General features: G+C 43.1%; 25 protein-coding genes. 5 read left to right on the top strand and 20 right to left on the bottom strand.

What is annotated here, in order from left to right; genetic code table 11:
* Genes fliF through flgB form a run of 4 tightly spaced genes read right to left on the bottom strand, consistent with a single transcriptional unit; the run spans window position 1 to window position 2,807 of the window.
* Entirely contained in the window at window positions 1–1,635 is a 1,635-nt protein-coding gene (gene fliF / locus PQ578_RS00575) for a flagellar basal-body MS-ring/collar protein FliF (RefSeq protein WP_273831731.1), read from the bottom strand.
* 21 nt (window positions 1,636–1,656) lie between these two features.
* Window positions 1,657–1,947 (bottom strand): flagellar hook-basal body complex protein FliE, encoded by a 291-nt coding sequence (gene fliE, locus PQ578_RS00570; RefSeq protein WP_273831730.1) that lies wholly within the window; start codon window positions 1,945–1,947, stop codon window positions 1,657–1,659.
* A gap of 24 nt (window positions 1,948–1,971) precedes the next feature.
* A complete protein-coding gene (gene flgC / locus PQ578_RS00565; RefSeq protein ID WP_273831729.1) occupies window positions 1,972–2,412 on the bottom strand; it encodes a flagellar basal body rod protein FlgC in 441 nt (146 codons plus the stop codon).
* Between the two features lie 5 nt (window positions 2,413–2,417).
* Window positions 2,418–2,807 carry a flagellar basal body rod protein FlgB gene (gene flgB, locus PQ578_RS00560; protein WP_273831728.1) on the bottom strand — a complete coding sequence of 130 codons (390 nt, stop codon included), beginning with the start codon at window positions 2,805–2,807 and terminating at the stop codon, window positions 2,418–2,420.
* Window positions 2,808–3,050: 243 nt separating this feature from the next.
* On the opposite strand from flgB, the gene PQ578_RS00555 reads away from it, so the two are divergent.
* Window positions 3,051–3,869, top strand: a complete 819-nt coding sequence (locus PQ578_RS00555; RefSeq protein WP_273831727.1) for a flagellar hook-basal body protein — start codon at window positions 3,051–3,053, stop codon at window positions 3,867–3,869.
* An 11-nt stretch (window positions 3,870–3,880) separates the two neighbouring features.
* Window positions 3,881–4,675: a flagellar hook-basal body protein gene (locus PQ578_RS00550; RefSeq protein WP_273831726.1), complete on the top strand. Its 795-nt coding sequence runs from the start codon at window positions 3,881–3,883 to the stop codon at window positions 4,673–4,675.
* Between the two features lie 40 nt (window positions 4,676–4,715).
* On the opposite strand, the gene flgL is transcribed toward PQ578_RS00550, so the two are convergent.
* The 15 genes from flgL to fliW form a co-directional block, all read right to left on the bottom strand.
* Window positions 4,716–5,591 (bottom strand): flagellar hook-associated protein FlgL, encoded by an 876-nt coding sequence (flgL, locus tag PQ578_RS00545; protein ID WP_273831725.1) that lies wholly within the window; start codon window positions 5,589–5,591, stop codon window positions 4,716–4,718.
* An 18-nt stretch (window positions 5,592–5,609) separates the two neighbouring features.
* Window positions 5,610–6,890 carry a flagellar hook-associated protein FlgK gene (gene flgK, locus PQ578_RS00540; protein ID WP_273831724.1) on the bottom strand — a complete coding sequence of 427 codons (1,281 nt, stop codon included), beginning with the start codon at window positions 6,888–6,890 and terminating at the stop codon, window positions 5,610–5,612.
* 30 nt (window positions 6,891–6,920) lie between these two features.
* Window positions 6,921–7,388, bottom strand: coding sequence for a flagellar protein FlgN (locus PQ578_RS00535; RefSeq protein WP_273831723.1), 468 nt, complete (start codon window positions 7,386–7,388; stop codon window positions 6,921–6,923).
* 14 nt (window positions 7,389–7,402) lie between these two features.
* Window positions 7,403–7,663, bottom strand: a complete 261-nt coding sequence (gene flgM, locus PQ578_RS00530; protein ID WP_224881381.1) for a flagellar biosynthesis anti-sigma factor FlgM — start codon at window positions 7,661–7,663, stop codon at window positions 7,403–7,405.
* 112 nt (window positions 7,664–7,775) lie between these two features.
* Entirely contained in the window at window positions 7,776–8,207 is a 432-nt protein-coding gene (locus tag PQ578_RS00525) for a flagellar basal body-associated FliL family protein (RefSeq protein WP_224881380.1), read from the bottom strand.
* A gap of 16 nt (window positions 8,208–8,223) precedes the next feature.
* Window positions 8,224–9,000: a flagellar motor protein MotB gene (gene motB / locus PQ578_RS00520; protein ID WP_273831721.1), complete on the bottom strand. Its 777-nt coding sequence runs from the start codon at window positions 8,998–9,000 to the stop codon at window positions 8,224–8,226.
* The gene (gene motA, locus PQ578_RS00515) at window positions 8,993–9,808 is read right to left on the bottom strand and encodes a flagellar motor stator protein MotA (RefSeq protein ID WP_273831720.1); all 816 of its coding nucleotides are present in this window, start codon (window positions 9,806–9,808) and stop codon (window positions 8,993–8,995) included. Before motA ends, motB begins: the two co-directional genes overlap by 8 nt.
* Window positions 9,809–9,831: 23 nt before the next feature.
* Window positions 9,832–10,206, bottom strand: coding sequence for a flagellar export chaperone FliS (fliS, locus tag PQ578_RS00510; RefSeq protein WP_273831719.1), 375 nt, complete (start codon window positions 10,204–10,206; stop codon window positions 9,832–9,834).
* A gap of 11 nt (window positions 10,207–10,217) precedes the next feature.
* Window positions 10,218–10,601 carry a flagellar protein FliT gene (gene fliT / locus PQ578_RS00505; RefSeq protein WP_273831718.1) on the bottom strand — a complete coding sequence of 128 codons (384 nt, stop codon included), beginning with the start codon at window positions 10,599–10,601 and terminating at the stop codon, window positions 10,218–10,220.
* Between the two features lies 1 nt (window position 10,602).
* Window positions 10,603–12,075 carry a flagellar filament capping protein FliD gene (gene fliD / locus PQ578_RS00500; RefSeq protein ID WP_273831717.1) on the bottom strand — a complete coding sequence of 491 codons (1,473 nt, stop codon included), beginning with the start codon at window positions 12,073–12,075 and terminating at the stop codon, window positions 10,603–10,605.
* Window positions 12,076–12,183: 108 nt separating this feature from the next.
* Window positions 12,184–12,522: a flagellar protein FlaG gene (flaG, locus tag PQ578_RS00495; protein WP_273831716.1), complete on the bottom strand. Its 339-nt coding sequence runs from the start codon at window positions 12,520–12,522 to the stop codon at window positions 12,184–12,186.
* Between the two features lie 74 nt (window positions 12,523–12,596).
* Window positions 12,597–13,433, bottom strand: coding sequence for a flagellin N-terminal helical domain-containing protein (locus PQ578_RS00490; protein WP_273831715.1), 837 nt, complete (start codon window positions 13,431–13,433; stop codon window positions 12,597–12,599).
* A gap of 167 nt (window positions 13,434–13,600) precedes the next feature.
* Complete coding sequence (locus PQ578_RS00485; RefSeq protein WP_273831714.1) at window positions 13,601–13,996, bottom strand: VOC family protein; 396 nt, start codon at window positions 13,994–13,996, stop codon at window positions 13,601–13,603.
* A gap of 10 nt (window positions 13,997–14,006) precedes the next feature.
* A complete protein-coding gene (csrA, locus tag PQ578_RS00480; RefSeq protein ID WP_226654366.1) occupies window positions 14,007–14,240 on the bottom strand; it encodes a carbon storage regulator CsrA in 234 nt (77 codons plus the stop codon).
* Window positions 14,241–14,690: a flagellar assembly protein FliW gene (gene fliW, locus PQ578_RS00475; protein ID WP_160918288.1), complete on the bottom strand. Its 450-nt coding sequence runs from the start codon at window positions 14,688–14,690 to the stop codon at window positions 14,241–14,243.
* Between the two features lie 187 nt (window positions 14,691–14,877).
* On the opposite strand from fliW, the gene pxpB reads away from it, so the two are divergent.
* Genes pxpB through PQ578_RS00460 form a run of 3 tightly spaced genes read left to right on the top strand, consistent with a single transcriptional unit; the run spans window position 14,878 to window position 17,284 of the window.
* Complete coding sequence (gene pxpB, locus PQ578_RS00470) at window positions 14,878–15,600, top strand: 5-oxoprolinase subunit PxpB (RefSeq protein WP_273831713.1); 723 nt, start codon at window positions 14,878–14,880, stop codon at window positions 15,598–15,600.
* The gene (locus tag PQ578_RS00465; protein ID WP_273831712.1) at window positions 15,597–16,364 is read left to right on the top strand and encodes a LamB/YcsF family protein; all 768 of its coding nucleotides are present in this window, start codon (window positions 15,597–15,599) and stop codon (window positions 16,362–16,364) included. The genes pxpB and PQ578_RS00465 overlap by 4 nt, the downstream gene beginning before the upstream one ends.
* Window positions 16,361–17,284: a 5-oxoprolinase subunit C family protein gene (locus PQ578_RS00460; protein WP_273831711.1), complete on the top strand. Its 924-nt coding sequence runs from the start codon at window positions 16,361–16,363 to the stop codon at window positions 17,282–17,284. Before PQ578_RS00465 ends, PQ578_RS00460 begins: the two co-directional genes overlap by 4 nt.
* Here PQ578_RS00460 and PQ578_RS00455 read toward each other — a convergent pair.
* Window positions 17,281–17,550 carry a hypothetical protein gene (locus PQ578_RS00455; RefSeq protein ID WP_273831710.1) on the bottom strand — a complete coding sequence of 90 codons (270 nt, stop codon included), beginning with the start codon at window positions 17,548–17,550 and terminating at the stop codon, window positions 17,281–17,283. The genes PQ578_RS00460 and PQ578_RS00455 overlap by 4 nt on opposite strands.
* Between the last annotated feature and the right edge of the window lie 67 nt (window positions 17,551–17,617).

Raw genomic sequence — 17,617 nt, 5'->3', positions numbered from 1 at the left:
CTATTCTTCTTTCATCCATAATCTTAGTAGTTTCACAAATTCTTCTGGATCATTTTTTGCAAGACTTTCAATCTCGTCTTTTCCGACAAGTGTCTCTGGCGTCATATCGACTTCACGTTCTTCACGCGGTAAATAATGGTCTTCCGGAACGCTGTAAGATTCTTCAAACTCCATAAAGTCATCTTCATCTTTACCTCCACGACGTCGGAATAATAGGAAAATTCCTCCTATAACAAGAACCCCTACTCCACCTGCAACGGTATAAAGCACCCAAACCGGAACGCTATCCATCATTGTTGAAAAGATGCCTTCTGTTGGCTCTTCATAGTCGGCCCGTCCCTTAAATTCATTCGCAAATACCGAGATCCGCTCTTCAAGAGCCGCGTCATCAAGCGGAACTTCACTTTCACTTAACGAGGTACGGACAACATTTTTAAGGACCGTGCGAATATCTTCTATATCAGCTGCAGTTAACGTCGTGATATCATCAGCCACAGGTGGCTCTACCCCAACGTTTATCGTAATATCATCAATGAGATAAGGACTTTCTTCAATCTCTTTATGAATGCGATTCACTTCACGGTTAATACGGTCTTCTACTTTTTCATAAGAACCGTCACCCTGGGCATCCGGATCATCTGCATTATAGTTTGGAATTTCGCCTTCATCTGTGCCCGTCCCATCTTGAGCAGCAGCTTGATCGCCAGAATACGATTCCATGATTTTCTCAACGCTAATATCAATGCCTTCACCTGTTTCTTCATCGACAGGTTCAACGAGATCTTCGGTGCGTTTTTCTTTTGTAAAATCAACGCTAGCCATCACGGAGACAACCACTTTATCCTGACCGAGAATCATGCCAAGCATTTGTTGGAGTTCCTGCTGCATGTCTTTTTCAATGCCGTTACGAATATCTTCTTGCTGCTGGTAAGCGGATAAAGTTGTATCAACACCGCCGTTTTCTCCGTAATCAAAAGCAGTTCCGTTCTGGTCCATGATCACAATGTTTTCGACAGGGAGATTCGGAACACTTTTACTTATAAGATGATAAAGGCCTGTCATTTGGCCCTGGTCAAGCTGAGCACCTGGATCCCTTGTAAGAACGATCGAAGCAGAAGCTGTTTCACCTGTTTCATCAAGCCAAACACTTTCTGCTGGTAGGGTAATCATCACTTTTGATTCCTGAATACCGCCAATTTGCTCAATTAAATAACTCAGTTCATTTTGCATCGCATCTCGCTCTACAACATCGAATTGGCGATCTGTCATCCCCATGCCCATATTTTCACTAAAGATGCTGTAGTTAACGTTACCGCTTTTGGGAATACCTTCAGCCGCTAGACTTACTTTTAAATCAGACGCCTGATCCTTCGGCACACTGATCGTTGTTCCGTCAGTTGAAACTTCTACCGGAATCCCTTTCTGCTCGATGGCCCCTTTGATTTCACCAGCTTCGGTCGGCGTTAAATTAGAATATATCGGCGTTAAATTAGGTTTAGACATCCAAAAAACAAGGAATAGAAGTAGGAGAAGAGTGACGAGAAATGTCCCTCCGATCAGCCATTTCGTTTTTGTGGAATAACTTCCCCACGTTTCCTGCCAGCGACTTTTAAAGTTCAGTAGTTGTTGGTTCATCTTTTATCCATCCCTGATTGGCTACATTTGCATGCGCATGATTTCCTGGTATGATTCAATAACCTTATTTCTCACTTCTACTGTTAAATTAAGAGATAGTGAGGCTTTTTGTGCTGCAAGCATGACTTCATGAACATCTTGAACTTCTCCAGTTACGAGCTTATTTGTCATGTCTTCCGATGCGACCTGATTATCGTTCACTTGTTTAATCGCATCCTGTAGCATTTGACCAAAATCAGCTGTCGCCTCTCCTGAAGAAACTTGAGACTTTGCCTGAGCTGGAAGCTGCTGAAGTGCACTAATTGTGTTCATATAATCCCCCTATGCTCGACATCTCTACTTCCCAAGCTCGAGCGCTTTCATATACATACTTTTGGTGGCGTTTAACGCCGTTACGTTTGCTTCATATGAACGTGAGGCTGACATAAGGTCAACCATTTCCTTCACCATATCTACATTCGGCATCTCTACATACCCCTCTTCATTCGCATCGGGATGAGCGGGATTATAAACAAGCTTATTTGGCGCATTATCTTCTTGTATATTCGATACTTTCACTCCAGAAGGGGACTCATTCCCCATTGCAGCTTGAAGCTTGCTTTCAAACGAGTTCTCCTCTAGCTCTACTACTTTTCGCTTGTACGGTTGCCATTCACCATCAACAAGTTCTGAACGCGTGGTTTCGGCATTCGCAATATTTGAGGAAACGACGTCCATTCGGAGGCGGTTTGCTGTTAACGCTGAAGCGCTTGTGTTGAATCCGTTAAATAAATTCATTCTCTTTAGCTCCCTCGAATTGCTGTTTGTAAGTCACGGAATTGGCTATTCGTCTTTTCAACCATCGCATTGTACCAAAGCTGGTTTTTCGCGAGTTCTGCCATTTCAATATCCATGTCAACGTTGTTTCCATTCGATTGATTTACTGTACGTTGATCCGTCTTAACAACGGGGTTTAATGAATTTTTTTCGTTACTAAAAGGGACGTGTTTGGGGTTTGATTTGTAGCTCTGCAGGTTCCTAGTAGCTTCCTGCAGATTATCTTGAAATGAAACGGTTTGTCGTTTGTAATTAGGGGTGTCAACATTTGATATATTTGACGTAATCGTTCGCTGCTGAACCATTGACGCATTTAATGCTTGTTCAAGCGGTTTGATCGATTGAAAAACATTCACGAAGCTTTCCACACTCCTTGTATAAATGTGTTTATATAGGTAAATATTGGTTTTGTATGCAAAAGTATACTCTTTCGACAATTTTTTCGATATTGTTAGCATAGCATTGTCAAAAATAATAGTAAATGAGTGTTTTCACCTAAAAAACGACTTTTTTCACTTAATTTTCCCACATCTAAGCGGTATAATAGAGGTATAATTTTCTAAGTACACGTACGATCGTACTACGATGGGAGCGAAAAAATGTTTAAAGGCATGTATACGGCTACGTCCGGCATGATGGCAAGTGAGCGAAAGCAACAGTTCTTAACGAATAATCTCTCAAATGCTGAAACACCAGGCTTTAAGCAGGATGAAGCAACTTTCCGTTCCTTCCCTGAATACTTGATGAAAGAAAGAAATACGAACACGCCCCCTAACTCTTCCATTGGCACGCTCCAAACTGGCGTCTATACACAGGAAGGCATTCCCAACTTTTCAAGCGGTTCTCTTAAAGAAACTAGCAAACAAACAGACCTGGCTCTTATCGATGAGAATCTCCCAATCGATGCAGAAACTAGTAAAAAAGGCCTATTATTATTTGGCGTTCGTCTAGAGGATAACGCGATTCGCTACACTAGAAATGGAAATTTCTCTGTCGATAAAGAGGGTTTTCTTTCGACAACTGAGGGCTATCAAGTAATTGGCGAAGATCTTCAGCCGATTCAACTAACGAGCGAATCGTTCACTGTGACAGATGATGGCACGATTATAGAGGAAAATGGAAATGAACAGCAGCTATGGATTGGCTATACGGGTGATCCTACTAACCTCACCCAGCAAGGAAATGGCGTTTTTGCATGGGAAGGCGATGAAGCTGATGCGCCAATCAATATTCAAACAACTGAAATCACCGAATATGCTGTAAAACAAGGCTACCTTGAAGGTTCAAACGTGGATATGACGACAACGATGACGGATATGCTTAACACGTATCGCTTATATGAAGCAAACCAAAAAGTACTACAAACGTACGATCAAAGCATCGACAAAGCCGTAAATGATGTCGGTCGCGTCTACTAGGAGGATTTCGATTGAATATTCAAATGGCTACCGCATCTTCTTCACTTAGTCAGACACAAAAGAAAATGAATACGATCGCAACTAATATTGCAAATGTAAATACAGCAGGTTATAAAAGCCGAGAAGCGACGTTCCAGAATCTCTTAACCCAAACGTATGCAAACCAAACTGGTGAAGCAACAGAGCCTGGAAGAGAAACGCCCGAAAACCTTCGCATTGGTTTTGGATCAAAAGTTGGTTTAACAGCACTTAACCACAAGCAAGGATCTGCTCAAGAAACGGGACGTAATCTTGACTTGATGCTTGAAGGAGAGAATGTTTACTTCCGTGTTCAAAACGGCGATTCCGTAAACTATACGAGAGATGGTTCTTTTGAGATTCAAAATCAGAACGGAGCATTTTCACTCGTAACAGGCCGTGGGAATGCGATTCTTGATACGAACGGCAATGCGATTACGTTTGATCGTAATCCATCCGAAATCAGCATCACTGAAGCCGGAGAACTAGTAGCGACGGATGCAAACGGCAATGAACAAACGTTTCAGCTCAGTATCGCTAAAATCGATCGCCCTCAGGCGCTCGTGAACGTCGGAGGAAATGAATTTTCTCTTCAAGAGAATGATGAGCTTGTCGCGCTTAATGGAGAAGAATATAAAACAAGACAGGGCTATCTTGAAATGTCGAACGTGGATTTAACGAATGAAACAACGGAGATGATCTCGACACAGCGACTCCTCCAATTCCAAAGTCAGGCGATTAAAATGGCGGATGAAATGATGGGGCTTGCGAATACGATCAAAAGATAAGTCAATAAACAAAATCCCTCTCGCGTGAGAGGGATTTTGTTTATCTAAGAAAGTCTAATAGAGATGGCTGAATGATCTTCGCGCTTGCAGCAAGAGAAGCCTGGTAGACGCTTTCTTCGGTTTTAAGTTTCATGATGGCTTCGGCAAAATCGACATCTTCAGTTTTAGAAACGAGCGTTTGTAGAGAAAGGTTCTCTTCTTTCAAGCGTTGATTCATTCCTTCTACTCTCGACTGTTTTGCGCCAAGGGTAGTCCAGCTATTTAACACTTGCTCTTTACCAGTTTCAATCTGTTCCAGTGCACTGCTAACACCTTCTTGATTCCCACTCGCTAACGCGCCTGAAAGCTGATCAAGTGTCTTAAACAGGTTCACCTTCCCATCAAACACTTCTCCCGTAACATTCATTTCAATCGTATTGCTAGAAGACATGCGCTGCATCAATGGCTGGTTGTTATACGTTAGATCGCCATTCTCTGCAATTTGAATCGGTTGATCTGTTTTCTGTCCATTGAAGATGTACTTTCCATCAAACTTTGTATTGGCAATATCCTGTATTTCAGCACGTAACTGCTCAATTTCTTTTGCGATCGATTGCTGATCTTCTGGTGAGTTCGTTCCGTTCGACGCCTGTAAACCTAGCTCATTTGCCCGCTGAAGCGCGTTAGAGATGCTGTTAAGGGCCTGGTCGGTTGTTTCCATCCAGGAAAGAGCATAATCAGTGTTACGTTCATATTGCTCATTATCAGCTAGCTGAGAGGCGAGTTTCAAAGATTTCTGAACACCAATTGGGTCATCAGAAGGCGTATTGATTCTTTTCCCTGTTGAAACCTGTTCATTCGCTTTTTCATAGCGTGAGAGGTTCTGCTGTAGCTGAGAGGTAATGTTTGAGCTAAGCATTTGCTGTGTAATTCTCATTTGATGATCTCCTTTCTACTAAACGCCCATGCGATTAATAATGACGTCTAGAAGCTCATCAGTTGTGCTTACATAGCGAGCTGCTGCATTATAAGCATGCTGAAATTGAATGAGGTTCGACATTTCTTCATCAAGCGAGACGCCGCTTACTGACATCCGGTTTTGGTCAATTGACTTTAAGACGGCTTGGTGACTTTCTACTGATCGTTCCGAAGCCTGTGACTTTGCGCCAATTTTTGAAATAAGCATACCGTAAAAGTCGCCAACGCTAGCTTCTGCATTTACATTTGAATTTGCCACATTAAACGAAAGTGTTTCGTTTTTTAAATCGCTTATTGTAGTGGCAATATCGCCATTACTCACTGCACTATTAGTAGAAGAAGCAGCAATCGTAGCTGGATTGGCCTTTACTTCTTGATTCACACTAACTTTTTCAAGAAATGTATCGCCAGTCCCACTCGTATCAAACATCGCCCTTCCTTTTTGGATCGTACCATTGGCATCTTTAACTAGTGAATCTCCAGTTGTCATAAGGTTATTCATACCAGATCCATTAATGAGTTGATTAAACACTTCATTCAGATCGCTTTGAAAATGATCTACTTCACTGAGCGACTGCTTCAGCCCTCCAAGTTTTCCAGTATTTTGTGCGTTCAGTCCTGACATTTCATCCATTAAAAGGTCACGTCGGTCTTTTAACTCGTTCGCTTCAGGTTTTAAAGCAATCTCTTTGTTTAAACGATCAATCTGTGAGGAGATGGCGGTGATCTGATCATCCATCGCTGTCATTTGGTCATTCAAACTTTTTGATAGACTCGCTAATCCATCATTTAACGTTTTCCCTTGTGATAACAGTTCTTCTGAACGTTCCACAAGAACTGCACGAGCCGCAAGACTATCTGGGTTTGAAGCAAGATCTTCCCACGCTGAGAAGAAGCGATCGAAGGACGCACTTAGTCCGTTGCCTGGTTCCCTCGTCATTTCTTCGATTTGTTGAAGCGTTTCAAGCTTCATCGATTCAGCTCCTAATTGACCATTTCGCTCGCGGTACTGGCTGTCCAGATATTCAGAACGAACACGTTCGATCGATTCAACACTTACACCAGTCCCAAGCTGTGAGGATGAGTTACCAGTTTGATAAGGATACGGTATGGAAGACGTTGCGTGCATATCCACCCGCTGCCTCGAATATCCGGGAGTATTCGCATTTGATATATTATTACCTGTTGTCGTAAGAGCCGTTTGTTGCGTATAGAGACTTCTCTTACCGACTTCTAATCCATGAAACGTAGACGTCATTCAAATCCGTTCCTTTCTCAACCTGATCCCTCAGGCTTTCGTATCAAAATATCCTCGCGGTGTTTGCAATGGCTTCTGGTTGGGCCTGCCGTAAGTGATCGATTGATTTGTTGTCGTTAAATGGCCAATCATATGATGGACAAATGCCATCCCATCCCTTAATAACTCTTCATTTACATTATTCATACTCTGTAGTTTTTCAGCTTTTTCTTTTAAATCAGCCGCTCTATTTTCGACCATTCTCTTAACAGGCGGACTTAATAAGCCTAGAACTTGTTTAAGCGTTTGGTCTCGTCCTGCAAGATTTTCTGTCATCTGCTGTCGCTTCTCTTCGTTAACCCGAAGTTTTTGAAGAAGCTCCTTTTCTTTGTTCATGATTTCTGTCAATCGCTTTACGTCTCGTTCTACTAACGCTTCTTTTTTTTCTTCAGAAAGAACGATTAACTTATCATGAAGAAGAATCATTTCACCCATAACCTCTAAAAGTTCCTGTCCCATCGTGCCGCCTCCTGTTAAAACCACTGATCAAACAGCTTCTCAGCTGTCTTCTGACTGTCGACACGATACGTACCTTCTTCAATCTGCTTCTTGATGGCCGTTACTTTCGCTTCGCGCTCTTGTTCGGTCTTCATGTCGTATAGTTCTCTCGCTTTGTTTGAAATTTGAAGTTCATCTTCTCGAGGAGCCTTTTTCACCTGCTCAACTTTCGTAACAGGATTATGCTTCTGGTAAGGGTTTACAATGGGTGGTGCTGATGGTTTATTAATATTCATATCCGGTCACCTCTTTCCGATAGTTTATCATACTACTCCTATTCTATTATTCGTACCCGAATTTGAGGATTATACCGTTATTATCGGAAATTTCTTGAAAAAAGTTAACCGCTTACTGAATTTTAAAGTCCGTGACGAGAACACGTTCTACCTTTCCGTCATGCAGCACTTGATTCACTTCGTTTTTGATCGATTCTTCAAATGTTTTAAGACCTTCAGAGCCTTTCAAATCTTCTTTTGTAAGACCGGCTAACGTTGAAATAACGATCGCTTTTAATTCGGGATTACGAACTTCAAGTTCTTTATAGCTTTTCTCATGATCAGCTAGCAAGTTCAGCTGCACAATCGCAAAATGATCGGATGATAAATTTGTTGTGAGTGGTTCCATCGTAAAGCTTCTTGCGGCAAGCTCTTCCGCTGTTGGTTCTTTCTCTTCCTGCGCCACCACTTTTTTTAAATCAATATCGAGAAATAACACAGCTGCGGCAGCCCCAGCCCCGACAATACCAAGAGCTGTTAGGAAGATTATTAGAATCCGTTTCATTCTTTCACCTCTTATTCTAATTTTCTACGTTGTATGGAAGAATGAGCACTTCAACTCTTCGGTTCTTTGCTCTGCCTTCTTCCGTTTTATTTGAATCGATCGGGCGATATTCTCCGTATCCTGTAAAACTAAATAACTTTGGATCAAGCTTCTTGTTATTCAATAACTCTGTCATAAAATTCAGCGCGCGCTCAGAACTTAAATGCCAGTTCGATGGATACTGTGACGTTTTAATCGGGCGATCATCCGTATGACCGGTTACCGTAATCCGACGCGGTGGATCCGTAACGAGAAGATCTGAAATTTGTTTGGCAAGTGGTTTCGCATCTCCTGTTAACACGGCTTTTCCGCTTTGAAACAGCGCTGCTTCTTTTATCGTAATCAAAAGTCCTTCTTCCGTTAACTTCGTTTTTAAATAGGAGTCAAGATCTTGATCAGCGATATATTCATCAATACGACCTTGTAATTTCTGAAGCTTATTCTGATCCTGTTCCAATGCTTTTTCTTCAGGATCTTCCTCTTTTGCCTCTTCTTTTTCAGGCTCATCCGTCATGCCTACAAAGGAACCGTCTTCTGGGTCGAGCATCGCCGGTTCGCCTTCTAAAATCCCGGTTCCTCCACTTAACACTTCCTGAAAAGATTGAGACATCGCTTCATACTTTTTCACATCAACCGTACTTGCAGCAAAAAGAACGATAAAAAGAGCCAGTAGAAGCGTTAACATATCGGCATATGGAATGAGCCAGCTTTCGTCGACGTGATCCTCATGCTCCTCATGTCTCTTCTTACGCATCTGCGCCTACTCCTTCTACCTCTGATTGACTTGATTTCTTTTCAACTTCAAGGTTTCGTTCCTTACTTGGCAAGTAGACGAGAAGCTTGTCTTCTACCATACGAGGCGATGCGCCTGACTGAACGGCCAGAAGACCTTCAAGCATGATCATTTTAATTCGAGCCTCAGCGTTGGATTTACGCTTTAGCTTATTTGCGAATGGATGCCAGAGAACGTAACCTGTGAAAATCCCAAAAAGCGTGGCGATGAACGCCGCAGCAATCGACTTCCCAAGGAGCTCCATATCCCCAAGGTGACTAAGCGCTGCGACAAGCCCAACGACCGCGCCAAGAACACCGAGCGTCGGGGCATACGTACCAGCCTGAGTAAAGATCCCCGCTCCCATCCTGTGACGTTCTTTCATAGCTTCAATATCTTCTACTAAAATTTCCTCAATCGCTTCATGTGAATGACCATCGATCACCATTTGGAAGCCGCCTTTTAGAAAATCATCATCAATCTCTTCAAGATTATTTTCAAGCGAAAGGAGGCCTTCACGACGAGCAACAGTTGCCCACTCACGAAACATCGGGATCAGTTCTTTTTCACTAAGAAGCTTCTGATTGGAGAAGATAATTTTTAATAATGTTGGGAATTTCTTAATCTCGTTAAATGGAAATGCAATAAGTAGTGCTGCCGCTGTCCCAACAAAAATAATCACGAGGGCAGCGGGATTTAATAGAGCAGCCGGATTTGCACCTTTGAGAATTAATCCGCCAACTAGGACGAAAAAACCGAGGAGCACACCGAACAGAGATGTTTTTTCCATTGCTTTCACCCTCTTTGTTTAACTTACTTCTTTGCCTGTTCCATCGCTTGCTTCCACGTATTTCGAAACTCTTCCGCAAGTCCTTCGACTTCTTTTAAAATGCTCGCATCATTTTGAATATTCGCCGTTACAAGCTGCGAAATCATATACTCATAGAGCGCATCCATCGTTTGTGAGAGATCCATCTCCATATTTAAGGACGAACGCAATTCATAAAGGATGTTTTGCGCTTTAATGATATTTGTGTTCTTCGCTTCCATATCGCCTTTTTCCATCGCAATAGAGGAGAGACGAATAAATTTGATACAGCCGTTATAAAGCATTAACGTTAATTCCTGAGGCGATGACGTTGCGACCGCATTCGTTTGATACGTTTGATATGGATTTTTCATAGCCATAAAAATTCCCCCTATTTACGCTGATCGAAAAAGGCGCCGTCCATATATGTGGCTGTCTTAGATTTGTAATTATTCGATGCTGCCTTTCCTTGTTGGAAACGTCTCATTTGATCTGAAAAAGCTGAATAAAGCTCCGACAGCTTCGGTTGAATCGTCTCTTCAAGAGCGCTTAGCTGTTGTAATAGTCCTTGTTCATCTTCCGTCCAATCCTTGCCTTCTGTCTCCATCGCTTCTTCTAATAATTTTATTGTTTCCTCACGACGGGTGATCATATGATTAATACCGTCAAGCTTTTCTGTCCCATCTTGATTCATGGATGGATTGATTTCACCAAGTGATTTTGCGATTTGATTTGTCACCACATGTAGTTGATTTAACGCATCATTTCTTCTCATTTTACATCCCACCAAGTAAGTTTTGTTGTACCCATGCACTTTGCTGATTAAGCTGACTCATCGCCGTTTCAAGCGCCGAGAATTGTTTCCAATACCGATCTTCAATCGTCACGAGCTTATTTTCCCAGTTTTCCATCTGTTCATCTAAATCTTTTAACCTCGTTGAAAGAAAGCTACTATCGACAAGCGTTCCTGGCGTCCCTGCTTTTTTTCCTAACTGATCAATGCCTTTGTTAACGGAGTCATAAAGCCGATCGCCAATCCCATCTGTGCCGCTCGTAAACAGATTCATGACCTCTTCAGGCTGTTGTTCTAGTGCACTCTTTAATTTGGCTTCATCGATAAAGAGCTTGCCTCCATCCTGATACGAACCGGTATTGATCCCTACTTGCGAAAGCATGCTAAGCTCACCTGCCGGAATTCCGCTAACCGGTGACATCCAGGCACTGCGAAGATCACTCACAATTCCCCGGACCGTTGCGTCACTTTGAAGCATCCCGCTTTTCGCTTTCTCTTCCCAAAGTTCGATCTCTTTCTCAGTAAGATCTTCTCTTTGCGCATCTGTGAGCGGAGGGAAATCGCGGTTACGCTTTTCAGTCAGCATCCCCTGCGCTTTATCCATGAACTCGTTGTATTTCTCAACAAAATTCTTAATCATGTCAAAAGGAGCCTGAGCATCACTTTGGACCGATACGGTGGAAGTCCCTTTTTGGACAAGGTCTAGCTTTAGATTATTAATCGTGGTCGTGTTCGTTTTCAAGTTATCGACAACAATGCCATCAAACGTCACGGAACCATATTTCCCCTGTGCAGTGTTTGCGGCGCCACCGAGAATACGACTCCCTACCGTTGGATCACTGAATCCGAGCGTAAAGGACTCATCTCCTCCCATTGATTTTGAGGAAATGAAGAAGCGAGAGGTGGTGTCATCAAAGCTTGCTCTTAACCCAAGTGATTCACCTGTCGTTCCGTCAGTCGCACCCGCTATTTTTTCAGCGAGACTTTTTAATGTGTCTGATGCCGTGATGGTAATGGAAGCCGTTTGCCCTTTGCTATTTGTAAGCTGAAGCGTCGTATCCGCTTCACCTGTTTGAAGTACTTTATCTGTTCCCTTCGCCGCACTGCCCGCTTCATTTTGAATCGCTTGTCCTGATGTAAACTTGGCGCTTTGAGCGAGTTCGTTAACGGTAACCGAATAAGAACCTGGGACAGAGGCAGATGTCGTTGTAGCAGTAACGGCTCCTGTGTTAGATGAAACGGTTTTAAAAGCATTGTAACCAGACTGCAGCCGCATCGATGAAGCCCTGCTTCGCATATCCGACATCATTGTATTTAATTCACGATACGATTCCTTCTGCCACTCCATCGTTTGCTTCTTTTGAGACAATTTATCGAGCGGAATTCGCTCCGCCATCATGAGATCTTTTACCATCTGATCTGTATCCATCCCCGTCGCTAACCCGGAAATTCTCATGAACATCTCCTCCGTTCATACCTTCTATTCATACTATCGGCAGGGTAATGGAATTGTTTAAGGTGTAAAAAGTCCTAAAAAAGAACCCTCCATCGAGAGTTCAAACGCTCAGATTTTCTGATCGACCATAAAGCCCATTAACTCAGTCGTTGCCGCATAGCGATCAAGAAACTTTTTTGAAGGGATTTCTTTAATCACTTCGTCGGTTTGTGTGTCGATAATCTGGACGTAGTACTCGTTTAGCTTGTCGTGAAGTTGGAATTTGAGAGAGGTTTTAGTTGGTTGGAGATAGGTGTTTAGGGTGTGGATGTGGTGCTCGACGATTTCTTTTGATAAAACTTTTTCTTCTACCTCATGTTTTTCGACCGTCTTATTCATTTCAGTATTCTTTATTTGAGTTAATTTAGGTGGTCCAATAGGTGTGATTGAAACGTCTCTTAGTTCCATCAGCTAATCTCCAATTCTCGATCAGTTTGTTTTAAAAAAGGTGGCCTTCAATTGAAGACCACCTTGTGAGTAAATTAACGAAGAAGTTGTAGTACAGCCTGCGGCTGTTGGTTGGCTTGACTGAGCATTGCTTGTGACGCCTGGTTAAGGATGTTGTTCTTAGTAAACTCCATCATTTCTTTAGCCATGTCTACGTCGCGTACACGTGATTCAGCAGCACTTAGGTTTTGAGAGCTTGTACCAAGGTTGTTAGTGGTATGCTCCAATCGGTTTTGATAAGCACCGATTTGAGAACGTCCTGAACTAACTTTCTGAATAGCACCTTCAATTGCATCAAGAGCAGTTGCAGACGTTGCTGTATCTGCAACAGAAAGACTAGCGAGATCAGTTCCTACAATATCATTTAGGTTGATACCATCGACTGCGAAGTCTAGTACCATAGTTTCTCCAGAGTTAGCTCCAACCTGCAGTGTAATGCTACCAGCATTACCAGCTGAAGAATCAAGTAAGTTTTGTTTGTTAAATGCAGTTCGAGTATTAATGTTGCCTATTTCTGTAACAAGCTCATCTAATTCAGTTTGTATAGCTGCGCGGTCTTCTGTATAGTTTGTGTCGTTCGCTGCTTGAACAGTCAGCTCACGCATACGTTGAAGCATAGAGTGAGCCTCGTTAAGTCCACCTTCAGCCGTTTGAAGAAGACTGATGCCATCCTGAGCATTACGTGAAGCCTGATCAAGCCCACGAATTTGAGCACGCATTTTTTCAGAAATTGAAAGACCTGCTGCATCATCAGCTGCGTTGTTGATACGAAGCCCCGAAGAAAGCTTTTCCATGTTTTTTGATGAATTTGCTGCGTTAGCACCCATCTGATTGTACGTGTTCATTGCTGCTAAGTTGTGATTAATAATCATCCCTAAATCTACCTCCATGTAATTGGTTTATCAAGAAAATCCACATCCGTTTGGACTTCCTAACATCCCTATTATCGGCAGGCATTTTAGGATGTTTAATACTTTTCTGAAAAATATTCAAAAAAGAACCGCATCCAAAAGATAGCGGTTCCACTCCTAATAAGAATTTACCTTAAATGCGCATACTCTTCCTTCTCATAAAGCCCAGGCAAATAAGCCTCAAGACTATTCCCATCCGTATCATAAAACTTAAAATGCGCAATTCCATCTTCTTCATCTACCGAAACGCCACGCTCTTGCAGCTCATTTTTAAACGTTTCTACATGCTCCTCTGTTAAATGAAGCACTGGGTAAGACCCGGTCGCATCAGCTGAAGGAAGCTCTTCCCCTTCCTTCAACTCAATCAAACAAATCGCCGTCTGTCCTTCTCCAACTCCGAGCACCACTGTACCTCCGTAGTCTTTTGTCACATGAAGACCGAGCATTTCTTCATACCATTTCACTGCGTCCTCTATATTCCGCACACGAATGTTCACTTGATAAACACCTTCAAAGAAACTCATGAAGCCCCTCCTATGAACTCGTTTTTCTCCTGAACTCCTTCAAATCCTCCAAGCTAAATTCCTGCATTGCGGCAAGCTTATTCTCCGATTGAATCGCTTCATATACTTCTTTTCGGTGGATGGCAATGTTCTTCGGCGCTTCTACACCAAGCTTAACGGTGTCACCGTCAATGCTAATAATCTTAAGTTCTATTTCATCATTAATCACAATCGATTCGCCTTTTTTACGTCCAAGTACGAGCATTTATTCCGCCTCCTCTGTGTTCACTTGCTTTAAGAGAGGTTCTTTGATGCCATACTCCTGTTTTAAGACAAGTTGTTTTCCAGTATGTTCTTCTGTGTTAAATATAAGCGGTGCTTTTAAATTCATCGTCGCTTCTTTTAATGAACCCTGAACAGTAAGAATCGAGAGCACAAGTGCATGGGCTGGATCGGTTAAATTAAGCTGAGCGAGCGTGCTATCGTCAAGGTTTACTTCATAATTTGGATAAAAGGAAAACGGATCTGCGAGAAAAAAGCAAAGGCCGCTTTCTTCTGTTGATTGTAAAAAGTAAAAAGGAGACTCATCATTGTCATCGGCGGGTAATAGACAGTAAGTTGTAAAGTGCTCAAGGCCAGGGATGCCACTTTCAAACGTGACGAGACGTTCTTCGGTGACGTCCATTTCTCCAAAGCGTGCAGTATGTAATTTCATAGCGATCTCCTTTGTTGATCAGTGTGTACCCTCATTATAAGGCCTATAGCGCTTTTTTCCATGGATAATTTGTTGTCTTTTTGAAATTTCGGTAAACTTAACGTAACAGACGACCGCTGAAAAAGCAGAATCGTGTCGAAGTTTTATTCTTAATCACATAACGATCAACATGAAAGGAGAAAGCGTCATGAAGATCACCTTTTATCCGCTCGGTGAAGCAGCTGTGAAATGCTGTTTTGATGAAGACATTTCAACTGCTCTAACAAATAAAATTCAATCATTTTGTCAAAAGCTTCACCACCATCATGCTGGCATTACGGAATGGGTACCTGCCTATGACTCTGTGGCCGTTTACTATGATCCGTGGAAGCTTTCGTATGAAGAAATCACTAATGTCCTTCAACCTATCGCGAACGAAATTGACGCGCATCACCAAAAGACGAAGACGGTGATTACCATTCCAACGGTTTACGGGAGCGACTATGGTCCGGACCTTGAAAATCTCGCAGCTGCCAAAAACCTTTCCAACAAAGAAGTGATCGACTTACATACAAAGCAACACTACCTCATTAACATGATCGGCTTTTTACCAGGCTTTCCTTACTTAAGCGGAATTGATGAACGTCTCGCGATGCCGCGCCTTGAAAACCCTAGGAAGTCTGTTCCAGCTGGATCCGTTGGCATTGCTGAAAGTCAGACTGGGATTTACCCGCTCGCTTCACCTGGAGGCTGGAATCTTATCGGGCGCACGCCGCTAAAGCTTTTTGATGCTGAAAAAGAAGAGCCGTTTCTGTTTGAGCAGGGCGATTATTTACGGTTTAGATCGATTACCGAAGATGAATTTAAGCGCATTCAACGTGAAGTTGAGGTTGGGACGTACGAATTTGAACGCAGGGAGGAATCCGAATGACATTTCGTATTGATTTAAACAGCGACCTTGGGGAAAGCTTTGGTACTTATGTGGTCGGTCAGGATGAACAGGTGCTTGAACTCGTTTCTTCCGCCAATATTGCATGTGGCTATCATGCCGGTGACCCGCATATTATGAATAAAACGGTAGAATGGGCGAAAGAGCATCATGTTGGTATCGGGGCGCACCCCGGATTTCCTGATTTAGTTGGTTTTGGACGCCGCAATATGAACATTACCCCAGAGGATACGTACTCGCTCGTTCTTTATCAAATCGGAGCACTGCACGGGTTCTGCAGCGCGCATGAAGTTCCACTTCAGCACGTCAAACCGCACGGGGCGCTTTACAATATGGCATCTAAAGATCCGGAACTCGCAAACGCCATTGCGCAGGCCGTGAAGGATTTTAATTCAGAACTGATTCTATTTGGGCTTGCCAATTCAGAGCTCATTCGCGCTGCGCAGGACGCTGCACTTCCTTATGCTTCTGAAGTGTTTGCCGACAGGACGTACCAGCCTGACGGTTCGCTTACACCGCGCGTTGAAAAAAATGCGATGATTCGAGATGAGCAAGCGGCGATCGAACAGGTAATTCAAATGGTGAAAGAAGGAACCGTAACGGCTATGGACGGCTCGATTATTTCGATTGAAGCGGATACGGTTTGTGTGCACGGAGACGAGTCGTCAGCGCTTGCGTTTATTAAGGCGCTTCGGAAACGATTTGAGGAAGAAAATATTGAGATGGAAAGGGTCGGAAACCGGTGAAGTTATTTTCAGTCGAAAAACCAGGATTGTATACAACCTATCAAGATTTAGGACGTGTCGGATATTTGAAGTACGGGGTTCCGGCATCTGGCGCGCTTGACCGCTTCGCTCTTCAGGTTGGTAATCTTTTGGTTGGCAACGAACGAGGTGCGGCTGGTCTTGAAGTGACGATGCAGGGTCCAGAATTAATTGCACAAGAATCTTTTGTGATCGCTGTAACTGGAGGCGATTTATCTCCGATGATCAATGGAAAGCGGATTCCTCTCTGGAAATCCGTCCTTATTAAAAAAGGACAGGTGCTTGAGTTTGGAAAGCCGCGCACTGGCGTCCGCGCTTATCTCAACGTTTCAGGAGGATTTCAATCATGTCGCTATATGGGGAGTCGCTCCGTTTATGAACCAGCTGGACTTGGACGCCCGCTTCAGAAAGGTGATGAACTCGTAGGTGAGCCTAGAAAACAAAAAGCAGGAACCGGGCTCTTTTTCACCGAGATTCCTGATTATGATCGTGATGTTGAAGTTCGCGTTGTGAAAGGACCTCATCATGAACAAATCTCTGATAAGGTCGTTTCGGATTTTTTCGCTATGACTCATGAAGTATCGCCGCAATCCAATCGGATGGGCTACCGCCTTCAATCTGAGCTTAAAACGAATCATGAAGCGAACGTTGTTTCAGATGCAGTTCCGCTTGGCGGCATCCAACTCCCTGGGAACGGTCAGCCGATTGTCCTGCTTGCAGATCGGCAAACGACAGGTGGATACACGCGGATCGGAACAGTGATTGGTCCTGATTTGTCACTCATTGCCCAGCTTCCTCCTGGTGGGAAAATTCGTTTTCAAGAAGTAACGGTAGAAGAAGCTCAAGAAGCGGCGAAACAGGTTGAACAGAAGCTCCGTATTTGGGAGCGAATTCATCGCTAATTTAGGCGGAGGTAGCTGTGAAGCTCGTCCTTCACAACCTCCCCTTGATCTTGTTCGGTCATTTGCAAGTGATAATGATCGCCTTCAGCTTCAGCCTGGAAATTGTAGAAACCTTTACTATTTAAATAGTCGCTCAGATCTTCAATCTTTTCACACTGAGAGAACAAAATTTTATTGCCCACATAATCGTCATTCACATAAACGTTATACGTATGTGCATTTTTCATCTCTTCCCCTTGATTAAAAAACGGGTATGGTTCCGGCATTCTGTCTCCCTCCTTTCTTTAGGGATTACTATCAATTTGTCCCTCCCTGCCTTTTTTATGTTGGAAA

It is taken from the genome of Guptibacillus sedimenti (assembly GCF_028610665.1).
GTDB classification, from domain to species: Bacteria; Bacillota; Bacilli; order Bacillales; family Guptibacillaceae; genus Guptibacillus; species Guptibacillus sedimenti.
This window is presented reverse-complemented; position numbering and strand designations above follow the sequence as displayed.

Excerpts from the sequence above, each read along its gene's own strand:
- fliF (WP_273831731.1), bottom strand. The coding sequence starts at position 1,635 with ATGAACCAACAACTACTGAACTTTAAAAGTCGCTGGCAGGAAACGTGG.
- fliE (WP_273831730.1), bottom strand. The coding sequence starts at position 1,947 with ATGAACACAATTAGTGCACTTCAGCAGCTTCCAGCTCAGGCAAAGTCT.
- flgC (WP_273831729.1), bottom strand. The coding sequence starts at position 2,412 with ATGAATTTATTTAACGGATTCAACACAAGCGCTTCAGCGTTAACAGCA.
- PQ578_RS00555 (WP_273831727.1), top strand. The coding sequence starts at position 3,051 with ATGTTTAAAGGCATGTATACGGCTACGTCCGGCATGATGGCAAGTGAG.
- flgL (WP_273831725.1), bottom strand. The coding sequence starts at position 5,591 with ATGAGAATTACACAGCAAATGCTTAGCTCAAACATTACCTCTCAGCTA.
- flgK (WP_273831724.1), bottom strand. The coding sequence starts at position 6,890 with ATGACGTCTACGTTTCATGGATTAGAAGTCGGTAAGAGAAGTCTCTAT.
- PQ578_RS00535 (WP_273831723.1), bottom strand. The coding sequence starts at position 7,388 with ATGGGACAGGAACTTTTAGAGGTTATGGGTGAAATGATTCTTCTTCAT.
- flgM (WP_224881381.1), bottom strand. The coding sequence starts at position 7,663 with ATGAATATTAATAAACCATCAGCACCACCCATTGTAAACCCTTACCAG.
- PQ578_RS00525 (WP_224881380.1), bottom strand. The coding sequence starts at position 8,207 with ATGAAACGGATTCTAATAATCTTCCTAACAGCTCTTGGTATTGTCGGG.
- motB (WP_273831721.1), bottom strand. The coding sequence starts at position 9,000 with ATGCGTAAGAAGAGACATGAGGAGCATGAGGATCACGTCGACGAAAGC.
- motA (WP_273831720.1), bottom strand. The coding sequence starts at position 9,808 with ATGGAAAAAACATCTCTGTTCGGTGTGCTCCTCGGTTTTTTCGTCCTA.
- fliS (WP_273831719.1), bottom strand. The coding sequence starts at position 10,206 with ATGGCTATGAAAAATCCATATCAAACGTATCAAACGAATGCGGTCGCA.
- fliT (WP_273831718.1), bottom strand. The coding sequence starts at position 10,601 with ATGAGAAGAAATGATGCGTTAAATCAACTACATGTGGTGACAAATCAA.
- fliD (WP_273831717.1), bottom strand. The coding sequence starts at position 12,075 with ATGAGAATTTCCGGGTTAGCGACGGGGATGGATACAGATCAGATGGTA.
- flaG (WP_273831716.1), bottom strand. The coding sequence starts at position 12,522 with ATGGAACTAAGAGACGTTTCAATCACACCTATTGGACCACCTAAATTA.
- PQ578_RS00490 (WP_273831715.1), bottom strand. The coding sequence starts at position 13,433 with ATGATTATTAATCACAACTTAGCAGCAATGAACACGTACAATCAGATG.
- PQ578_RS00485 (WP_273831714.1), bottom strand. The coding sequence starts at position 13,996 with ATGAGTTTCTTTGAAGGTGTTTATCAAGTGAACATTCGTGTGCGGAAT.
- csrA (WP_226654366.1), bottom strand. The coding sequence starts at position 14,240 with ATGCTCGTACTTGGACGTAAAAAAGGCGAATCGATTGTGATTAATGAT.
- fliW (WP_160918288.1), bottom strand. The coding sequence starts at position 14,690 with ATGAAATTACATACTGCACGCTTTGGAGAAATGGACGTCACCGAAGAA.
- pxpB (WP_273831713.1), top strand. The coding sequence starts at position 14,878 with ATGAAGATCACCTTTTATCCGCTCGGTGAAGCAGCTGTGAAATGCTGT.
- PQ578_RS00465 (WP_273831712.1), top strand. The coding sequence starts at position 15,597 with ATGACATTTCGTATTGATTTAAACAGCGACCTTGGGGAAAGCTTTGGT.
- PQ578_RS00455 (WP_273831710.1), bottom strand. The coding sequence starts at position 17,550 with ATGCCGGAACCATACCCGTTTTTTAATCAAGGGGAAGAGATGAAAAAT.